The sequence below is a fragment of the Nocardia sp. NPDC056611 genome (assembly GCF_042792755.1).
Taxonomy (GTDB): Bacteria; Actinomycetota; Actinomycetes; order Mycobacteriales; family Mycobacteriaceae; genus Nocardia.
Window position 1 is genome coordinate 459818 of the sequence record NZ_JBHTVV010000004.1, and the last position, 16108, is coordinate 475925.

Consider the following 16108-nt stretch of genomic DNA (forward strand, 5'->3'; position numbering starts at 1 on the left):
AGACCGGGCGATGGAGCTTGCAAGCATGAAGTTTCGGGTCGCTCGCGAGGACTTCGCCGAATCCGTAGCCTGGGTGGCCCGCAGCCTGCCGTCGCGGCCTCCGGTGCCCGTGCTCGGTGGCGTACTCCTCGTGGCTGACGAGGACGGCCTGACGGTCTCCGGTTTCGATTACGAGGTCTCCGCGCAGATGCGGGTGGCCGCCGAGGTCGCCGGTCCGGGCCAGGTGCTGGTGTCGGGCCGCCTGCTGGCCGATATCACCAAGGCGCTGTCCAACAAGCCGGTGGACGTGTCGGTGGACGGCACTCGCGTGCTGATCGCCTGTGGCAGTGCCAAGTTCTCGCTGCCGACCATGCCCGTCGAGGACTATCCCCAGCTTCCCGAGCTCCCGCCGCAGACCGGTGAGCTCGCCGTGGATCTGTTCTCCGAGGCCGTCTCCCAGGTGGCCGTGGCCGCCGGCCGTGACGACACCCTCCCCATGCTCACCGGCATCCGTGTGGAGATCGAGGGCCCGAAAGTGGTCCTGGCCGCCACCGACCGTTTCCGGCTCGCTGTGCGCGAATTGGAGTGGCAGCCGGGCCGTGCGGATGTGGAGACCGCGGTCCTGGTCCCGGCTCGCACCCTGTCCGAGTCCGCGAAGACCCTCGGCGCCTCCGATCAGCCGGTGCAGCTGGCGTTCGGCACCGGCACCGACGGCCTGCTGGGCATCGTGAACGGCGGCCGCCGCACCACCACCCGCCTGCTCGACGCGGAATTCCCCAAGTTCCGCCAGTTGCTCCCCAAGGAGCACACCTCGCTCGCGACCATCGCGGTGAGCGCGCTGACCGAGGCCATCAAGCGTGTGGCCCTGGTGGCCGAGCGCGGCGCCCAGGTGCGGCTGGAGTTCTCCGAGGAGGGTCTGCTGCTCTCCGCCGGTGGCGATGACGCCGGTCGCGCCGAGGAGTGGCTGGTCGCCGATTTCCGCGGTGAGCCGCTGACCATCGCCTTCAACCCCGGCTACCTGCTCGACGGCCTCTCCGCCGCGCATTCGGACCGGGTGACCTTCGGCTTCACCACGCCCAGCCGTCCGGCGGTGTTCCTGCCCGCGCCGGAGGAGGAGCCCGCGCAGCTGGAGTCGGGCGCCTTCGCGGCGCTGGCCGGAAGCTACATCTACCTGTTGATGCCAGTGCGGTTGCCGGGCTGAGCAGGTTTGGCGACCCATCGCTTCGGAGCGAACGACACACCTGTGCACAGTGTTGACAAACCTGTGAAAAACGCGGGGACGGTGGGCTGACCGGATGTACGTGCGTGCGCTGTCACTGCGCGATTTCCGGTCCTGGGAGGCCGCCGAACTCGAACTTTCGCCCGGTGGAACGGTTTTCCTGGGGTCCAACGGGAATGGCAAGACCAACCTGATCGAGGCCATCGGATATTTGTCCACACTCGGCTCACATCGGGTATCTGCCGATGCTCCGCTCATCCGGATCGGCGCGCACAAGGCCCGGATCGGCGCGACGGTGGTGAACACCGGCCGCGAGCTGCGGGTGGACATGGAGTTGAACCAGGGCACGGCCAATCGCGCCCAGATCAATCGTTCCCCGGTGCGGCGGCCGCGGGAGATCCTGGGGATTCTGCAGACGGTGTTGTTCGCCCCCGAGGATCTGTCGCTGGTGCGCGGGGATCCGGGGGAGCGGCGGCGGTTCCTGGACGAGCTGGCCACGGCCCGGCTGCCGCGCCTGGCCGGGGTGCGCGCGGATTACGAGAAGGTGCTGCGGCAGCGGTCGGCCCTGTTGAAAACGGCTGGGCGCAATGCCCGTTCGGGGGCGCGGGGCGCGGAGATGAGCACCCTCGATGTGTGGGACGGGCATCTGGCGGCGCACGGCGCGGTGCTGCTCGCGCATCGGCTGCGACTCGTCCACGACCTTTATCCACATCTTGCACAGGCTTATTCAGATATCGCGCCCGAGTCCCGGCCGGCGTCGATCGGCTATCGCAGTGCGAGTCTGCCGCCGGAATTGCTGGATTCCGCGCGTTCTCCACAGGACGATGACGAGGAGGCGCTCGAGGCGATCCTGTTGCGGGAGTTGGCCGCCGCGCGTCCCAAGGAGCTGGCGCGCGGGGTGTGCCTGGTCGGTCCGCACCGTGACGAACTGGATCTGATGCTGGGGTCCGCGCCGGCCAAGGGTTTCGCCAGTCACGGCGAGTCCTGGTCCTTCGCCTTGGCTCTGCGGCTCGGGGCGTTCGAGTTGTTGCGGTCCGCCGGAACCGATCCGGTGCTGATCCTCGATGACGTCTTCGCCGAACTGGATCGCCGCCGTCGGAGCGCGCTGTCTCGGGTGGCCGCGGGCGCGGAGCAGGTGTTGATCACCGCGGCGGTGCCCGAGGACGTGCCGCCCGAACTCGATGCCGCGCCGCAACGCGTGGAGACGACCGGGGAGGCGGATCGGCGGGCCTCCCGGATCGCGGAGTGAGGTTGCCCGAGTGCGTCGGCCGTGGGAATCGCCGAGCGGTCGGTGGCATGCGGCAGAATCACGTGACGAACCGAGGGTGATCATCCGGATTCCCAGGTGTGGAAGGAGTTGTGGATGGCCGAGTCGCCGGAAACCGACGACCACACCCCGCGCGGGGGTGCGACCGGACCGGGCGCCGAACCGGAGTTGCGTGGAGTCGATCTGGCTCGGCGCGCGCTCGAGGAGGCGCGGGCCGCGGCCCGCGCGGCCGGGAAGTCGGTGGGGCAGGGGCGGGCCTCGCCGGCCGCGCCGCGCAAGGGCGGCATCCGGGCATTGCGGCGGCGCAGCAGCTGGTCGGGCGCGCACCCCGACGATCGGGATCCGCAGACCTTCGCGTCCCTGGCCATGCAGTTGGCGAAGGGCCGGGGCTGGTCGGCCAAGGTCGCCGAGGGCACGGTGTTCGGCCGGTGGGCGAGCGTGGTGGGGGAGGACATCGCCTCCCATGCCCAGCCGATCTCGCTGGAGAACGGCGTGTTGAGCATTCAGGCCGAGTCCACGGCCTGGGCCACCCAGCTGCGCATGTTCCAGTCCCAGATCCTGGCGAAGATCGCGGCGGCGGTCGGGAACGGCGTGGTCAAACAGCTGAAGATCAATGGTCCGACCGCGCCGAGCTGGCGCAAGGGCGAGCGGCACATCAAGGGCCGCGGCCCCCGCGACACCTACGGGTAGGCCGCTGTCACCGGGGTCCGGGCCGCGAATCCCGGCGTCCGCGCGCTGGTTTCACGTGGAACGTTCGGAGATCACGACGAACCCTCGCGCAAACGCCCGCGTGTCCGCTGGCGCATCGACCGCTGAGGCTCCCGGAACCGCCCAGACCCATAACGGGTCATATCGCTGGTCGATTTCATGACCGTACGGCCCACTCAGGGGTGTCATAGGTGGGTTCTCTGCCGGTCGTACCAGTAGGATGAGGGAGTAACTAGCGGCGATACCTCCCGGCGCGTTCCGTAGCGCCCGCGCGTGGGCCCCCGTAACTCTCGAGCAGACAGTGTTCCGGAGCTCGGGCAGACAGTGTCTGTGGGCCTCACGCGTGCGACCGCACTGTGCCGGGAGGATCAGCAAGTAAGGAGAGCTACCGACCAGTGGCTGCCATGGACTCCAACGCAGACGGCTCGACCCAGCCCAAGTCAGGCAAGCCGACGTCGTACGGTGCCGACTCCATCACCGTCCTCGAGGGCCTCGAGGCGGTTCGCAAGCGCCCCGGTATGTACATCGGTTCCACCGGTGAGCGCGGCCTGCACCACCTGATCTGGGAGGTCGTCGACAACTCGGTCGACGAGGCGATGGCCGGATACGCCTCGCGGGTCGATGTCACCCTGCTGGCCGACGGCGGCGTCGAGGTCGTCGACGACGGCCGCGGTATCCCGGTCGCGATGCACGCTCAGGGTGTGCCCACCATCGAGGTGGTCATGACCCAGCTGCACGCGGGCGGCAAGTTCGACGGCGAATCGTATGCGGTGTCGGGTGGTCTGCACGGCGTCGGCATCTCGGTGGTGAACGCGCTGTCCACCCGGCTGCAGGCCGATGTGGACACCGACGGGTTCCACTGGACCCAGGAGTACAAGGACTCCAAGCCGGGCAAGCTGGTCCAGGGCAGTCCGACCAAGCGCACCGGTACCACCATCAAGTTCTGGCCGGACCCGGACATCTTCGAGACCACCACCTTCAGCTTCGAGACGGTCGCGCGCCGTCTGCAGGAGATGGCGTTCCTGAACAAGGGCCTGACCATCACGCTGACCGATCAGCGGGTGTCCGAGGGTGATGTCACCGACGAGGTGGTCAGCGAGACCGCCGAGGCGCCCAAGCATGTCGACGAGAACACGCCGGCCGCCGAGCCGAAGGTGAAGACCCGCACCTATCACTACCCGGGCGGGCTCGAGGACTACGTCAAGCACATCAACCGGACCAAGACGCCGATCCACAACTCGATCGTGGCGTTCACCGGTAAGGGCACCGGCCACGAGGTCGAGGTCGCGATGCAGTGGAACTCGGGCTACTCCGAGTCCGTCCACACCTTCGCCAACACCATCAACACCCATGAGGGCGGTACCCACGAGGAGGGCTTCCGCGCGGCGCTCACCACGGTGGTGAACAAGTACGCGAAGGACAAGAAGCTCCTCAAGGAGAAGGAAGGCAACCTCACCGGTGACGACATCCGTGAGGGTCTCGCCGCCATCGTGAGCGTGAAGATCGCCGACCCGCAGTTCGAGGGCCAGACCAAGACCAAGCTCGGCAACACCGAGGTGAAGTCCTTCGTCCAGCGCACCTGCAACGAGCACATCTCGCACTGGTTCGAGGCGAATCCGGCCGACGCGAAGACGATTGTGCAGAAGGCGGTTTCGTCGGCGCAGGCCCGCGTCGCCGCCCGTAAGGCGCGCGAGCTGGTGCGGCGCAAGTCCGCCACCGATCTGGGCGGCCTGCCGGGCAAGCTGGCCGACTGCCGTTCCAAGGACCCGAGCAAGTCCGAGATCTACATCGTGGAGGGCGACTCCGCCGGTGGCTCGGCCAAGTCCGGCCGCGACTCGATGTACCAGGCGATCCTGCCGCTGCGCGGCAAGATCATCAATGTCGAGAAGGCGCGCATCGACCGCGTGCTGAAGAACACCGAAGTGCAGTCCATCATCACCGCGTTCGGCACCGGCATCCACGACGAGTTCGATATCGCCAAGCTGCGCTATCACAAGATCGTGCTGATGGCCGACGCCGACGTGGACGGCCAGCACATCTCGACCCTGCTGCTCACCCTGCTGTTCCGCTTCATGCGCCCGCTGGTCGAGCACGGTCACGTGTATCTGGCCATGCCGCCGCTGTACAAGCTGAAGTGGCAGCGTTCCGAGCCGGAGTTCGCCTACTCCGACCGCGAGCGCGACGGGCTGCTCGAGCGCGGCCTGGCGGCCGGCAAGAAGATCAACAAGGACGATGGCATCCAGCGCTACAAGGGTCTCGGTGAGATGAACCCGAAGGAGCTGTGGGAGACCACCATGGATCCGAGCGTGCGGGTCCTGCGCCTGGTCACCCTCGATGATGCCGCCGCGGCCGATGAGCTGTTCTCCATCCTGATGGGTGAGGACGTGGAGGCTCGCCGCAGCTTCATCACTCGGAACGCCAAGGACGTCCGGTTCCTCGACGTGTAATTCGCGACGGCGGAGGCCCTGTCGGGTCTCCGCCGCGCGCCGCGAGGACCACCCACCACTTCTGACGGAGACCAATTCATGACTGAGACTTCGCTTCCGCCCTCGGGTGGCGACCGCATCGAGCCGGTCGACATCCAGCAGGAGATGCAGAACTCCTACATCGATTACGCCATGAGCGTGATCGTCGGCCGCGCGCTGCCGGAGGTGCGCGACGGCATGAAGCCGGTGCACCGGCGCATCCTGTACGCGATGTACGACAACGGGTATCGGCCCGACCGCGGTTACGTGAAGTCCGCCCGCCCGGTCGCCGACACCATGGGTAACTATCACCCGCACGGTGACACCGCCATCTACGACACCCTGGTGCGTATGGCGCAGCCGTGGGCGCTGCGGTATCCGCTGGTCGACGGTCAGGGCAACTTCGGTTCGCGCGGTAATGACGGTGCGGCCGCCATGCGTTACACGGAGTGCCGCCTGACGCCGCTGGCGATGGAGATGCTGCGCGAGATCGACCATGAGACGGTCGATTTCGTCCCGAACTACGACGGTAAGACGCAGGAGCCGACCGTCCTGCCGAGCCGGGTGCCCGCCCTGCTCATGAACGGTTCCAACGGCATTGCCGTCGGTATGGCGACGAATATCCCGCCGCACAACCTGACCGAGCTGGCCGACGCCATCTACTGGGCGCTGGATAATCACGACGCGGACGAGGAGGCCACTCTCGCCGCGTGCATCGAGCGGGTGAAGGGTCCGGACTTCCCGACCGCGGGCCTGATCGTGGGCACCCAGGGCATCCACGACGCCTACACCACCGGCCGCGGTTCGGTCCGGATGCGCGGTGTCGTGGAGATCGAGGAGGACAGCCGGGGTCGCACCACGATCGTCATCACCGAGCTGCCGTACCAGGTCAATACCGACAACTTCATCAATGCCATCGCGGAGCAGGTGAAGGACGGCAAGATCGCGGGTGTCTCCGACATCCACGACGAGTCCTCCGACCGTGTCGGTATGCGCATCGTGGTGACCGTGAAGCGCGACGCCATCGCCAAGGTGGTGCTGAACAACCTCTACAAGCACACCCAGCTGCAGACCTCCTTCGGCTGCAACATGCTGTCGATCGTCGACAAGGTGCCGCGCACGCTGCGCCTGGATCAGATGATCCGGCTGTACGTGAACCACCAGTTGGAAGTCATCGTCCGGCGCACCCGCTACCTGCTGCGCAAGGCGGAGGAGCGGGCTCACATCCTGCGCGGTCTGGTGAAGGCGCTGGATCAGCTGGACAAGGTCATCGCCTTGATCCGCCGCTCGGCGGACACCGAGACCGCGCGCACCGGCCTGATGCAGTTGCTGGAGATCGACGAGATCCAGGCGACCGCGATCCTCGACATGCAGCTGCGTCGCCTGTCGGCTCTGGAGCGGCAGAAGATCCTCGACGAGTTGGCCAAGATCGAGGCCGAGATCGCCGATTTGAACGACATTCTGGCCAAGCCGGAGCGGCAGCGCGCCATCGTCCGTGACGAATTGGCGGAGATCGTCGACAAGTACGGCGACGACCGCCGCACCAAGATCATCGCGGCTGACGGCGACGTGCAGGACGAGGACCTGATCGCCCGCGAGGACGTGGTCGTGACGATCACCGAGACCGGCTACGCCAAGCGCACCAAGACCGACCTCTACCGCTCGCAGAAGCGCGGCGGCAAGGGCGTGCAGGGCGCGGGTCTCAAGCAGGACGACATCGTCAAGCACTTCTTCGTCACCTCGACCCACGACTGGCTGCTGTTCTTCACCAACAAGGGCCGGGTGTACCGGGCCAAGGCGTACGAGCTGCCCGAGGCCAACCGCACCGCGCGCGGCCAGCACGTGGCGAACCTGCTGGCCTTCCAGCCGGACGAGAAGATCGCCCAGGTCATCCAGCTGAAGTCGTACGAGGACGCGCCGTATCTGGTGCTGGCCACCCGCAAGGGGCTGGTCAAGAAGTCCAAGCTGACCGACTTCGACTCGAACCGGACCGGCGGCATCGTGGCGGTCAATCTGCGCGACGAGGACGAATTGGTCGGTGCCGCACTGTGTTCGGCCGACGACGACCTGCTGCTCGTCTCCGCGCACGGCCAGTCGATCCGCTTCAACGCCAATGACGAGGTGCTGCGCCCGATGGGCCGCGCCACCTCCGGCGTGCAGGGCATGCGCTTCAACGCCGACGACGAACTGTTGTCGCTCAACGTGGTTCGCGACGCGGAGGGCATCTATCTGCTTGTCGCGACGGCGGGCGGGTACTCCAAGCGCACAGCCATCGACGAGTACACCGCGCAGGGTCGTGGCGGCAAGGGTGTGCTGACGATTCAGTACGACGAGAAGCGTGGCAGTCTGGTCGGTGCGCTCATTGTCAATGACGACGACGAGCTGTACGCGATCACCTCCGGCGGCGGTGTCATTCGCACACTGGCGCACCAGGTTCGTAAAGCGGGTCGTCAAACCAAGGGCGTCCGGTTGATGAACCTGGGTGAGGGCGATACTTTGCTCGCGATCGCTAGGAACGCGGATGAGCCTGACCAGGTTGCCGAAGAGGACACCAGCGGTTCGGCGAAGCAGTAGTTTCTCCACAGCAGCGGCGGCACAACGGATCGAAGGATTCACCATTGACCACGAATCAGCCGAATGACCAGCGAGGTCACGCCAACGGCGTGACCGAGAGAATCGCCCCGTCCCCGATTCCGCCGCGTCCTATTCCGCGGCCGGGTGCGCAGGACGGTGGAACGCCGCAGAATTCCGAATTGCCGGACAAGTCCGGTGATTCGGCCGCCGAGGCCCCCGCGGCCGCAGCATCGCCCGCCGCTCCCGAGGCGGCGGACGGGCAGGGTGGTTCGCCCTTCCAGGAGGGCTGGTCGCAGCTGCCGCAGCGGGAGCCGCAGTCCAACCTGTACCGTCCGGGCCAGTCCCCGGCGGCGGGCCGGCCGGGGACCAACCCGAGTCTCGGCGGTGGCGGCCTGCAGGGCGGCGGCCTGAACGCCGGTGTCTCCAATGCCCGCACCACCGCCGACCTGGCGGCCAAGGCGGCGCGCAAGGAGGCGGCCATGGTGAAGTCCGTCGGCATCGACGGACCGACCCGCAGCATCGCCCGCCCGGAACTGGTCAAAGATCTGCCGGATCTGTCCGAGCTGCGGCACCCGCTGCCGCCGCCGGACCCGATCGCGCCGGCCGGTCCGGTGTCGCCGTCCGCCCCCGCGGCGGTGGCGCAGGCCGCGGCCACCGGTGAGCCGCTGCGCGCCACCGTGCAGCTGCGCCACATCGACCCGTGGTCCACGCTGAAGATCTCGCTGGTGATCAGCGTGGCCATGTTCTTCGTGTGGATGCTGGCGGTCGGCCTGCTGTACCTGGTGCTGGAGGGTATGGGCGTCTGGGAGCGCCTGAACTCCACCTTCACCGACATGGTCTCGGACAACTCCAGCTCGGCGCTCATCGACGCGGGCACGGTCTTCGGCTACGCCGGTGTGATCGGCCTGATCAATGTGGTGCTGCTGACCGCGCTGTCCACGGTCGGGGTGTTCGTCTACAACCAGTGCACCGATCTGGTCGGCGGCATCCAGGTCACCCTGTCCGATCCGGACTAGGAAACCCGCTGTTTCGATCCGCCCGCGACGGCCGGTCAGCCTTGCTTCCGCAAGCCGCTGACCGGCCGTTTTGGTTATCGGCGCCGACGTACGGTAATCTTCTGCCTCGTTCGAGTCACACACTTCGAACACCCACTAAGGGCCTATAGCTCAGGCGGTTAGAGCGCTTCGCTGATAACGAAGAGGTCGGAGGTTCAAGTCCTCCTAGGCCCACCCACAGGTAAAGAACGAACTGCCTTCCCAGGGGCCTTAGCTCAATTGGCAGAGCACTGCCTTTGCAAGGCAGGGGTTAGGGGTTCGATTCCCCTAGGCTCCACTCCCACAAGCCGCAGACCGCTTCGGTCTGCGGCTTCTGTCGTTGCAGTACTGTGGGATTCATGAAAATCGTGCTCACCATTGTGATCGCCGCCGTCGTCGTTTTCGGGATCAGCAAACTGCGTCAGCGCAATGACGCCGACCTGTGGCATGAGGTCACCACGCGCTGACCGCGTCGAATTTGGCTGTGACACGGAACAAGCGGCGGTTTTCCATCCGATTCACGCCGTAAGGTCGAGAGATGGCGTCCACTGAGATCTCCGAGCTGGTGCAGTCCGTGGTCGAGCCATATCTGTTGAGCGGCCCGCGCCGGTACAACCGGCATCAGGTCGCGGATCTGACCGGGTTGCCCAACAATGTCACCCGCCGCTTGTGGGTGGCGTTGGGCTTCCCGGCCGATCCGGACGACGAGGCCGTGGAATACAGCGACTCCGATATCGAGGCCGCCCAGACCTTCGCCAAGCTGCACGTGCTGGCCACCGCCGACACGCACCGCCAGACCACGGCCGCGCGCACGCTGGGACGGTCCATGGCGCGGCTGGCGGAGTGGCAGGTCGATCTGGTGACCGAGGAGATCCTGGACCGGATCACCACCATCACGCGCGAGCAGCCGGACATCGATCCGAAGGAAGCGGCGCGCATCGCCACCGACGAGGTGGTCACCGAATTCGAGACCTTGCAGCGCTACGCCTTCCGCAGGCACCTGGACGCCGCGCTGGCGCGGTCGCTGGACGGGGGAGCGGCGGCGGGGGACACGGTTCGCGTGCTGGCCGTCGGATTCGCCGACATGGTCGGTTACACCCGCCTGACCCGCCACCTGGAGGCCGATGAGCTGTCGGCGCTGCTGGAGGCCTTCGAGACGGCCACCAGCAACGCCATCGTCGCCAATGGCGGCTGGGTGATCAAGAACGTGGGCGACGAGGTCATGTTCGCGGCGGCGACGGCCACCGACGGGGCGCGGATCGCGCTCGCGGTGCAGGAGGCCGCCATCGCCTCGCACGGCGTCACCCAGGAGCTGCGGGTGGGTCTGGCCTACGGGGAGGTGTTGCAGCGCTTCGGCGACCTCTACGGGTCGACGGTGAACACGGCGGCGCGGCTCACCGGTGTGGCCCGGCCGGGCACGGTGCTGGTGGACGACGGCGCGGCCGCGGCCATCGAGGCGGATCTGGATTTCACGCTGCGGCATCTGGCCACGGTGCGGGTGAAGGGCATCAATCGGCTGTACGGGCATGTGCTGCGCCGCAATGAGATTCGACCGCTGGTCTGAATGATCCCCGTCGAGGACGTGCTCCGGGAATGGGGGCGGGCCTCGGCGAAGGGGGGGAGTTAGCCGAGGCCCGCGTAAGGTCGGCCCGGGGGGGAGGGGCCGACGGGAACGATCCTACGCGACGAATTCGGATTGTGTGGCTATCGGGGCATCGCGTTCAAAGATTTTTTCGAGGAAAAAGCGCGGTTGTCGGCGGCGGGCTCGGCATCGTGACCGAAATGCGTCCTTCGCCGAATTACGTTCGAGTAGTTGACGACTCGCGCTCCCCGACGCCGTCCGCGCCGACACCGGTGAAACTCGGATGACTCACTCTGTCGATCCGGGCATACTGGCCAGACGCCGACGATCGTGTTCGACCGCATCCGTGCAGTTCGGAACAGGAGAATCATGCCCGACGCCATAGTCGCCGAGGGTCTGGTCAAGAGGTACGGCCATCTGGTCGCCCTCGACGGCCTCGACCTCTCGGTCCCCGAAGGCACCGTGACCGCCCTGCTCGGCCCCAACGGCGCCGGCAAGACCACCACCGTGCGCGTGCTCACCACGCTGCTCCTCCCCGACGCGGGCCACGCCGTCGTCGCCGGGGCGGACGTCCTGAAGGACCCGCAGCTGCTGCGCTCCCGCATCGGCGCCTCCGGCCAGTACGCCGCGGTCGACGAATATCTCACCGGCTTCGAGAATCTCGAGATGGTGGGCCGTCTGTACCACATGGGGGTGCGGCGCAGTAAGGAGCGAGCGCGCGAGCTGCTGGACCGGTTCCGCCTCGCCGACGCCGCCGACCGCCCGGTCAAGGGCTACTCCGGCGGTATGCGCCGCCGCCTGGACCTGGCGGGCGCGCTGGTCGCGAATCCGCCCGTACTGTTCCTGGACGAACCCACCACCGGCCTGGATCCCCGTGCGCGCCTGGATCTCTGGGACGTCATCGAGGAACTGGTGGCGGGCGGCACCACGCTGCTGCTGACCACCCAGTACATGGAGGAGGCCGACCGGCTGGCCGACTCCATCGCCGTCATCGACCACGGCCGGGTGATCGCGGAGGGCACCTCCGACGAGCTCAAGGCGATGGTGGGCGGCGACCGGATCGAGCTGGTCGTCGATCACGCCGACAATCTCGCGGTGGCGCAGCAGGCGCTGGAAGGCTTGGCGCACGGCGAGATTCGGCTCGAGCCCGGGCTGCGGCGGATCATCGTGCCGGTCGAGGACGGCTCGCAGGCACTGGTCGACGCGATCGGGCAGCTGACCGAGTATGGGGTGAAGATCCACGACGTGGGGTTGCGCCGGCCCTCGCTCGACGATGTGTTCCTGTCCTTGACCGGACATCAGGCCGAGGAACTGATCAACGGCAATCGATCCGCCGAGGAGAAGGAGGGGGCCCGATGAGCGCCGCGCTCGCCGTCGCCGGAAAGCCTTCGCTCGCACAGCGACTGGCCATGGTGGTGACCGACAGCATCACCATCACCAAACGCAATGTGATCAAGATCCGCCGGGTGCCGGACGTGCTGATCTTCTCGACGCTGTCGCCGATCATGTTCGTGCTGCTGTTCGCCTACGTCTTCGGCTCGTCGATCCAGTTGCCGGGCACGTCCTATCGCGAGTTCCTGATCGCGGGCATCTTCGCCCAGACCGTGGTGTTCGGTGCGACGTTCACCGGTCTGAGCCTGGCCGAGGACATGCAGAAGGGCATCATCGACCGCTTCCGGTCACTGCCCATGGCCCCGTCGGCGGTGCTGATCGGCCGCACGCTCTCCGACGTGGTCATCAATGTGGTGAGCCTGGTGGTGATGTCGCTGACCGGTCTGCTGGTGGGCTGGCGGATTCGCGGCTCGTTCCTCGACGCGGTGCTGGCGTACGTGCTCTTGCTGCTGTTCGCGTACGCGGTGTCGTGGATCATGGCGGTGGTCGGCCTGCTGGTGCGCGCGCCCGAGGTCTACAACAACGCCAGCTTCATGGTGATCTTCCCGCTCACGTTCATCGCCAACACCTTCGTGCCGGCCGCGAACCTGCCGACGGTATTGCGCTTTGTGGCGGAATGGAATCCGGTGTCGGCGGTGACGCAGGCGACGCGCGATCTGTTCGGCAACACCTCGCCGATGGGGCCGAGCGCGGATGTCTGGCCCATGCGGCATCCGGTCGCGACGACCCTGATGTGGGTCGTCGCGATCCTGGCGATCTTCGTGCCGCTCGCCCTGAAGCAGTACAAGCGCTCGGTGAGTCGCTGAGTAACTCGGCGACTCACCGCGGGCTTCAGTGGTTCACGAGGTCCGGCGAGGGCGCCGAACCGTTGCGCGAGTAGCCCAGGCGCGGCGGTTCGGCGGCCGGTGCCTCCGGTTGCGGACGCTTGTTCACGAAGAACGCGACGACACCTCCCGCGATAGCCACGAGGGCGGCCACGATGACCTTGTTACGAACGCTCCCCAGCTCCATCCGACCATGCTGGCACAGCAAGACAATTCGTGCACGGACGGGGCCGCCGATCGGTTACTCGACGGTAACGCTCTTGGCCAGGTTGCGCGGCTTGTCCACGTCCCGGCCCAGCGCCATGGCCGTGTGATAGGCGAGCAACTGCAACGGAATCGTGAGGATGATCGGGTCGAGTTCCGGGCACACCGCCGGAACCCGGATCACCGAATCCGCCAGCCCGTCCGGCAGATCGGTGTTGGTGACCGCGATGACCGGGCCGCCGCGCGCCTTGATCTGCTCGATGGTGGTGATGTTCTTCGCCAGCAGCTCGTCGCCGGGCACCAGCACGATGGACGGCATCTCCGGGTCGATCAGCGCCAGCGGCCCGTGCTTGAGTTCGGAACCCTGGTACGCCTCGGCGTGGATGTAGGAGATCTCCTTCAGCTTCTGCGCGCCCTCGCGCGCCACCGGCCAGGCACGCACCCGGCCGATGAAGAACATGCTGCGCGCCTTGGCGAATCGGGACGCGATATCGGCGACCGTCTCCTCCTCGGCCAGCACGGCGTCGATGGCGTCGGGCAGCGCGCGCAGCCCGGACACGATGCGCTCGCCCGCCGCGGCCGACAGGTCCCGCACCCGGCCCAGCAGCAGGCCCAGCATGGCGAAGGACACGGTCATATTGGTGAGCGCCTTGGTCGAGGCCACCGAGACCTCCGGGCCCGCGTGCAGGAAGACGCCCGCACCGCACTCGCGCGCGATGGCGCTGCCGACCACGTTCACCGCGCCGATGACGCGGCCGCCCTTGCGCTGCAATTCCTGAACGGCGGCAAGGGTATCCAGGGTCTCGCCGGACTGGCTGATCGCCACGTACAGCGCGTCCGGGTCCACCACCGGATTGCGGTAGCGGAACTCCGAGGCGGGCTCGGCGACGGCCGGGATCCGGGCCAGTTCCTCGACCAGCTGCGCGCCCAGCTGGCCCGCGTAATAGGCGGAGCCGCAGCCCAGGAACACCACCTTGCTGATCCCGCGCAGCTCGCGCGCGTCCATATTCAGGCCGCCCAGGTGGGCGGTGGCGAAGCGCTCGTCGAGGCGGCCGCGCAGCGCCCGGCGGACGGCGTCGGGCTGTTCGGCCATCTCCTTGCGCATGAAGTCGGGGTACCCGCCCAGCGCGTAGTCCTCGGCCGCCATATCGATGGTGGTGGGGATCTTGTCGGTGCGGCGGGCCTCGAGACCCAGTGTGCTGGTGCGGAATTCGTCGGCGCGCACGGTGGCCAGCTCGCCGTCGTCGAGGAACACCACGCGCTGGGTGTGGTGCACCAGGGCGGCCACGTCGGAGGCCACGAACATCTCGCCGTCGCCGACGCCGAGCACGATGGGGGAGCCGTTGCGGGCCACCACCAGTTCGTCGGGGCGGCGGGCGTCGAGCACCAGCAGGCCGTAGGTGCCCTCGACCCGGCGCATGGCGGTGCGGACCGCGTCCTCCAGGGTCTCGGACGCCTCCAGGGCGGCGGCGACCAGATGCGCGATGGCCTCGGTGTCGGTGTCGGAGACGAATTCCACGCCCTCGGCGGTCAGCGCGGCGCGCAGCACCTCGGCGTTCTCGACGATGCCGTTGTGCACGACCGCGATCCGGCCGGAGACGTCGGTGTGCGGGTGCGCGTTGGCGTCGGAGGGTTCGCCGTGAGTGGCCCAGCGGGTGTGGGCGATGCCCACATTGCCGCGCAGCCGGGCGGCTTCGGCATCGGCCTTGTTGCGCAGGTCCTGGACCCGGCCCTGGGTCTTGGTGACCCGCAGGCGGCCTCGGTGCGGCACGGCCAGACCCGCGGAGTCGTAACCCCGGTACTCGAGCCGGTGCAGGCCCTCCAGCAGGACCGGGACGGCTTCACGATGACCGATGTAACCGACGATTCCACACATTGCGGGACGGACTCCTACCCGTAGACGATGCGACGCAGCTGCCGTTCGGTGAAGTCGGGGGCGGCGACCCGGCGCTGCGCGAGCTCGGCCGCCAGGCGCTGCCAGATTTCGGCATTGCGGACCTGACGGCTCTGCAATTCGGCATGTCTGCGGCGCACGAACTGCTCGGCGGTCTCGTCGAAGTATCCGACGACATCGGCGACCACGCGGGCCGCGACGGCGGGCGGCAGGCCGGTGGAGGCCGCCACATGGCGGACCAGATCGACCGGATCCCCGTCATTCACTCGACCGAACATGCCATGCTGGGACCGTTTCCGCCACTTCTGTGCCCGAATCCGGGCAGGGAATCACATCTCGCGGCGGATTCGGGGGCTTCGTGTGTGCCGCTTCGGCCCGGCCGCGCGCCCTGCACCTATCCTGGCGGCGTGACCTCACCGAATCAGACCGCAGTGGCGACGTTGCACACGAACCACGGCGACATCAAGATCTCGCTCTTCGGTAACCACGCCCCCGCCACCGTCCGCAATTTCGTCGGCTTGGCCGACGGCTCCAAGGCGTACAGCACCAAGAACGCCGCGGGCACCGACTCCGGGCCGTTCTACGACGGCTCGATCTTCCACCGGGTGATCGACGGATTCATGATCCAGGGCGGGGATCCCACCGGCACCGGCCGCGGCGGCCCCGGCTACGAGTTCAAGGACGAGTTCCATCCGGAACTCCGTTTCGACCGCGGCTACTTGCTCGCGATGGCCAATGCCGGACCCGGCACCAACGGCTCCCAGTTCTTCATCACCGTGGGCGCGCAGCCGCACCTGAACCGCCGCCACACCATCTTCGGCGAGGTCCTGGACCCCGATTCCCGCAAGGTGGTCGACGCCATCGCCACCATCTCCACCGACCGCGGCGACCGCCCCAAGGACGACGTGGTGATCAACAGCATCACCATCGCCTGAGAAACGGCCCGCGCCACGGCCTTCGAAGAGG

Annotated in this window: 14 protein-coding genes and 2 tRNA genes; 13 read left to right on the forward strand and 3 right to left on the reverse strand. The window is 67.4% G+C overall.

The genetic code is table 11. The annotated features are described in order from the left end of the window. Window positions 1-10: 10 nt before the first annotated feature. The 12 genes from dnaN (at window position 11) to ACFRAQ_RS23540 (ending at window position 13026) form a co-directional block, all read left to right on the forward strand. A complete protein-coding gene (gene dnaN / locus ACFRAQ_RS23485; protein WP_357274908.1) occupies window positions 11-1180 on the forward strand; it encodes a DNA polymerase III subunit beta in 1170 nt (389 codons plus the stop codon). Window positions 1181-1274: 94 nt separating this feature from the next. Next, window positions 1275-2447 carry a DNA replication/repair protein RecF gene (recF, locus tag ACFRAQ_RS23490; protein WP_379102986.1) on the forward strand — a complete coding sequence of 391 codons (1173 nt, stop codon included), beginning with the start codon at window positions 1275-1277 and terminating at the stop codon, window positions 2445-2447. A gap of 114 nt (window positions 2448-2561) precedes the next feature. Then, entirely contained in the window at window positions 2562-3155 is a 594-nt protein-coding gene (locus ACFRAQ_RS23495; protein ID WP_379102990.1) for a DUF721 family protein, read from the forward strand. A gap of 422 nt (window positions 3156-3577) precedes the next feature. Beyond that, entirely contained in the window at window positions 3578-5620 is a 2043-nt protein-coding gene (gene gyrB / locus ACFRAQ_RS23500) for a DNA topoisomerase (ATP-hydrolyzing) subunit B (protein ID WP_379102993.1), read from the forward strand. A gap of 78 nt (window positions 5621-5698) precedes the next feature. Beyond that, window positions 5699-8212 (forward strand): DNA gyrase subunit A, encoded by a 2514-nt coding sequence (gene gyrA / locus ACFRAQ_RS23505; protein ID WP_379102996.1) that lies wholly within the window; start codon window positions 5699-5701, stop codon window positions 8210-8212. Window positions 8213-8256: 44 nt separating this feature from the next. After that, a complete protein-coding gene (locus ACFRAQ_RS23510) occupies window positions 8257-9228 on the forward strand; it encodes a DUF3566 domain-containing protein (RefSeq protein WP_379102998.1) in 972 nt (323 codons plus the stop codon). A gap of 139 nt (window positions 9229-9367) precedes the next feature. Next, window positions 9368-9441 (forward strand) — tRNA-Ile (locus ACFRAQ_RS23515). Between the two features lie 30 nt (window positions 9442-9471). After that, window positions 9472-9544: transfer RNA gene (locus ACFRAQ_RS23520), tRNA-Ala, on the forward strand. Between the two features lie 61 nt (window positions 9545-9605). Then, window positions 9606-9713 carry a DLW-39 family protein gene (locus tag ACFRAQ_RS23525; RefSeq protein WP_379103000.1) on the forward strand — a complete coding sequence of 36 codons (108 nt, stop codon included), beginning with the start codon at window positions 9606-9608 and terminating at the stop codon, window positions 9711-9713. Between the two features lie 71 nt (window positions 9714-9784). Then, window positions 9785-10810, forward strand: a complete 1026-nt coding sequence (locus tag ACFRAQ_RS23530; protein ID WP_379103003.1) for an adenylate/guanylate cyclase domain-containing protein — start codon at window positions 9785-9787, stop codon at window positions 10808-10810. A 387-nt stretch (window positions 10811-11197) separates the two neighbouring features. Beyond that, complete coding sequence (locus ACFRAQ_RS23535; RefSeq protein WP_379103006.1) at window positions 11198-12187, forward strand: ATP-binding cassette domain-containing protein; 990 nt, start codon at window positions 11198-11200, stop codon at window positions 12185-12187. Beyond that, on the forward strand, window positions 12184-13026 hold the full coding sequence (locus ACFRAQ_RS23540; RefSeq protein WP_379103009.1) for an ABC transporter permease: 843 nt from the start codon (window positions 12184-12186) through the stop codon (window positions 13024-13026). Before ACFRAQ_RS23535 ends, ACFRAQ_RS23540 begins: the two co-directional genes overlap by 4 nt. Before the next feature lie 25 nt (window positions 13027-13051). Here the strand turns inward: ACFRAQ_RS23540 and ACFRAQ_RS23545 are convergent, their stop codons facing one another. The 3 genes from ACFRAQ_RS23545 to ACFRAQ_RS23555 are packed head-to-tail and all read right to left on the reverse strand — an operon-like array spanning window position 13052 to window position 15408. Then, complete coding sequence (locus ACFRAQ_RS23545; protein WP_357274929.1) at window positions 13052-13231, reverse strand: hypothetical protein; 180 nt, start codon at window positions 13229-13231, stop codon at window positions 13052-13054. Between the two features lie 54 nt (window positions 13232-13285). After that, window positions 13286-15124: a glutamine--fructose-6-phosphate transaminase (isomerizing) gene (glmS, locus tag ACFRAQ_RS23550; RefSeq protein WP_379103013.1), complete on the reverse strand. Its 1839-nt coding sequence runs from the start codon at window positions 15122-15124 to the stop codon at window positions 13286-13288. Window positions 15125-15138: 14 nt separating this feature from the next. Beyond that, window positions 15139-15408: a hypothetical protein gene (locus ACFRAQ_RS23555; protein WP_246598244.1), complete on the reverse strand. Its 270-nt coding sequence runs from the start codon at window positions 15406-15408 to the stop codon at window positions 15139-15141. Between the two features lie 141 nt (window positions 15409-15549). On the opposite strand from ACFRAQ_RS23555, the gene ACFRAQ_RS23560 reads away from it, so the two are divergent. Beyond that, window positions 15550-16077 carry a peptidylprolyl isomerase gene (locus ACFRAQ_RS23560; protein WP_379103016.1) on the forward strand — a complete coding sequence of 176 codons (528 nt, stop codon included), beginning with the start codon at window positions 15550-15552 and terminating at the stop codon, window positions 16075-16077. The last annotated feature ends 31 nt before the right edge of the window (window positions 16078-16108 follow it).